A 3,201-nucleotide genomic window follows, 5' to 3' on the forward strand; every position below is an offset into this window, starting at 1 on the left:
GATCGGCCCGGCCCCCGCCTCACGGAGGGCCCGATCCGTCGCCGTACACTCCCCGCATGAGCAACGACACGGCCGTCGAGATCACCGGTCTGGTGAAGCGGTACGGTCGGCGGACCGCCGTCGACGGCCTGGACCTGACCGTCCGCAAGGGGTCGGTCACCTCCGTTCTCGGCCCCAACGGGGCCGGCAAGACCACCACCGTGGAGAGTTGCGAGGGCTACCGCCGTCCCGACGCCGGAACGGTCCGGGTCCTGGGCCTGGACCCGATCGCCGACGGTCCGGCGCTGCGTCCGCGCGTCGGGGTGATGCTGCAGAACGGTGGCGTCTACCCGGGCGTGCGGGCCATGGAGATGTTGCGGCACGTCGCCCGACTCCACGCCCACCCACTGGACCCCGAGGCACTGGGTGAACGGCTGGGGCTGGACTCCTGCGGCCGGACCCCCTACCGCCGACTGTCCGGCGGCCAGCAGCAGCGCCTGGCCCTCGCCCTCGCACTGGTGGGCCGTCCCGAACTGGTCTTCCTCGACGAACCCACCGCCGGCCTGGACCCCGGCGGACGCCACCTCACCCGGGACCTCATCCGGGAGTTGCGCCGGGACGGCGTGACCGTCGTGCTCACCACCCACCTCATCGACGAGGCCGAGGAACTCTCCGACCGGGTCGCCATCATCGACGGCGGGCGGGTGATCGCGGAGGGGTCGCCCGAGGAGCTGTGCCGGGGCGGTTCCGACAGTCTGCGCTTCTCCGGCCGCCCCGGCCTGGACCTGAAGGCGCTGACCGACGCGCTGCCCGAGCACTGCGAGGCGGCCGAGCCGGTCCCCGGCGGGTACCGGATCACCGGGCGGATCACTCCGCAGGTGTTGGCCACCGTCACCGCCTGGTGTGCCCAGCACGGCGTACTGGCGGACCGGATCACCACCCGTCGACACAGCCTGGAGGATGTCTTCCTCGATCTGACCGGCAGGGAGCTGCGACCGTGATCGACCGATCCCCCACCACAGGTGACGCGCCCGGGGGCCCGGGCGATTTCGTCCCCCGTCCCGGGGCCGCCCCCCTGGGGCGCATGATCGCCTCCCAGGCCGTGCTGGAGACGCGGATGCTCCTGCGGCACGGCGAGCAACTGTTGCTGACGATGGTGATCCCGACCCTGATCCTGGTCGTCTTCAGCGGCATGGACCTGATCGACCTCGGTGCCGGTCGGGAGGACCGGGCCGGCAGGCTGGAGTTCCTGGCCCCCGGTGTCCTGGCTCTGGCGGTCCTCTCCACGGCCTTCACCGGTCAGGCCATCGCCACCGGTTTCGAGCGGCGCTACGGGGTGCTCAAGCGGCTGGGCTCCACCCCGCTGCCCCGGGCGGGGCTGATGACCGCGAAGACCGGCGCCGTGCTGTCCACCCTCTCGTTGCAGATCGTCCTGCTCTCCTCGGTGGCCCTGGCGCTGGGGTGGGAGCCGCGGGGCAACCCGTTCTCCGCCGCCCTGCTGATCCTGCTGGGCACCGCCGCCTGCGCCGGTCCGGGATTGTTGCTGGCCGGCACCCTGCGGGCGGAGGCCACGCTGGCCGCCGCCAACCTGGTGTTCGTCCTGCTGCTGGTGGGCGGCGGGGTGGTGATCCCCCTGGAGAACTTCCCCGCGCCGGTCGCGGACGTGCTGGCGCTCGGCCCGTCGGCGGCGCTCGCCGACGGGCTGCGGGCCGTACTGGCCGACGGTGCCGCGCTGCCGATCGGGCCGGTGGTGATCCTGCTCGTCTGGGGCGTGGCCTCGCTCGCGGCGGCGGCCCGCTTCTTCCGTTGGGAGTGATCCGCCGCCGGTGCGCGGCGGGGGGCGGGGAGCGGGTGGATTCCGTCTCATCCGCGGACCCCCTGCCCGGTGCCCGATTCGCCCGTGTCACCATGAACGGGTGCGTGAACTGCTGACCGCCCTGCGCAATCCGCTCGCCGCCCTCGACCGACGGTGGACCCCGAGCCCCCGGACACTCCGCATCGCGACCAACGCCGCCCTGGTGATGAGCGTGGTCATCGTGGTGACCGGCGGCGCGGTGCGGCTGACCGGTTCCGGCCTGGGCTGTGACACCTGGCCCAAGTGCACCGGGGACAGTCTGGTGACCACTCCCGAGATGGGCATCCACGGGGTCATCGAGTTCGGCAACCGGCTGTTGACCTACGTCCTGGCCGCCGCGATCGGATGGGTGATCGTCGCCTCCCGTTGCGCGAACCCCCGGCGGCGGTCGGTGACCCGCCTGGGGTGGTACCAGGTGGGTGTGGTGCTGGCCAACGCGATCGTGGGCGGGATCACCGTGCTCACCGGCCTGAACCCCTTCTCCGTGGCGGCGCACTTCCTGCTCGCCACCGTGCTGATCACCCTGACCACCATCGCCCGGCGGCGTGCCCGCGAGGGTGACGAGGCCCCCCAGCCGTTGGTCGGGCAGCCGGTGCGCCGCGCGGTGTACGCGGTCACCGCCGTCTGCGGCGCCCTCGTGGTGGTGGGCACCGCGGTCACCGGCAGCGGGCGGCACGCCGGCGACCCGGGTGAGATCACCCGGATGCCCTTCGACTGGGAGACGATCACCCGGCTGCACGCCGCCCTGGCCTGGATGGTGGTCCTCGGTACGATCGCAGTGATCGTGGGGATGCGTTTGATGGACGCCCCGGCCGGCCCCCGGGCGCGGGCGCGGGACCTGCTGATCGTGCTGCTGGCCCAGGGAGCCGTGGGATACGTGCAGTACGCCCTGGACGAACCCGAACTGCTGGTGGGCATCCACCTGCTGGGGGCGGCGGTGACCTGGGTCGCGATGATCCGCCTGGTGCTCTCCCTGCGCGATCGCGGCCCGGTCCCGGAGCGGCCGACGGGGAACGACCGCGCCCCCGCGGCCCCGCCGGCGAGGGTGACGGGCGGGGACGGCCACCCGCCGGCCGGCTCGATCGCCCCGGGCGAGGAGGAGCGCACACCCGCCGGGGTCTGAGCCCTCTTCCCCACCGTCGGGAACACCCGCCACAGGCGCGAGGGCCCGGCGCCCCACCCACCGATCACCGGTGGTGGGCGCCGGGCCCTCGCGCGGCGCGGAACGTCCGCGTCACCCGGGGGACCCGCGACATCACCCGGGGGACCCGGACACGACGCCCGTTCACCGTGGCACGGCCCCGCCGACCCGGACAAGGGGTCGGGACGGAACGCCGGATCCGGCCCGGAGGGCGGGGCTCTCAGGC

Annotated in this window: 3 protein-coding genes; all 3 read left to right on the forward strand. The window is 73.7% G+C overall.

The genetic code is table 11. The annotated features are described in order from the left end of the window. The first annotated feature begins 56 nt into the window (after positions 1–56). The 3 genes from FNQ90_RS17415 (at position 57) to FNQ90_RS17425 (ending at position 2,957) form a co-directional block, all read left to right on the forward strand. The gene (locus tag FNQ90_RS17415) at positions 57–980 is read left to right on the forward strand and encodes an ABC transporter ATP-binding protein (RefSeq protein WP_182607230.1); all 924 of its coding nucleotides are present in this window, start codon (positions 57–59) and stop codon (positions 978–980) included. A gap of 83 nt (positions 981–1,063) precedes the next feature. After that, positions 1,064–1,795: an ABC transporter permease gene (locus FNQ90_RS17420; RefSeq protein WP_182607231.1), complete on the forward strand. Its 732-nt coding sequence runs from the start codon at positions 1,064–1,066 to the stop codon at positions 1,793–1,795. Between the two features lie 100 nt (positions 1,796–1,895). Next, positions 1,896–2,957 (forward strand): COX15/CtaA family protein, encoded by a 1,062-nt coding sequence (locus FNQ90_RS17425; protein ID WP_323380028.1) that lies wholly within the window; start codon positions 1,896–1,898, stop codon positions 2,955–2,957. Positions 2,958–3,201: the final 244 nt, after the last annotated feature.

Source organism: Streptomyces alkaliphilus (assembly GCF_014141535.1).
Taxonomy (GTDB): domain Bacteria; phylum Actinomycetota; class Actinomycetes; order Streptomycetales; family Streptomycetaceae; genus Streptomyces; species Streptomyces alkaliphilus.

Coding starts and splice junctions, on each gene's coding strand:
- FNQ90_RS17415 (WP_182607230.1), top strand. CDS start 57: ATGAGCAACGACACGGCCGTCGAGATCACCGGTCTGGTGAAGCGGTAC.
- FNQ90_RS17420 (WP_182607231.1), top strand. CDS start 1,064: ATGATCGCCTCCCAGGCCGTGCTGGAGACGCGGATGCTCCTGCGGCAC.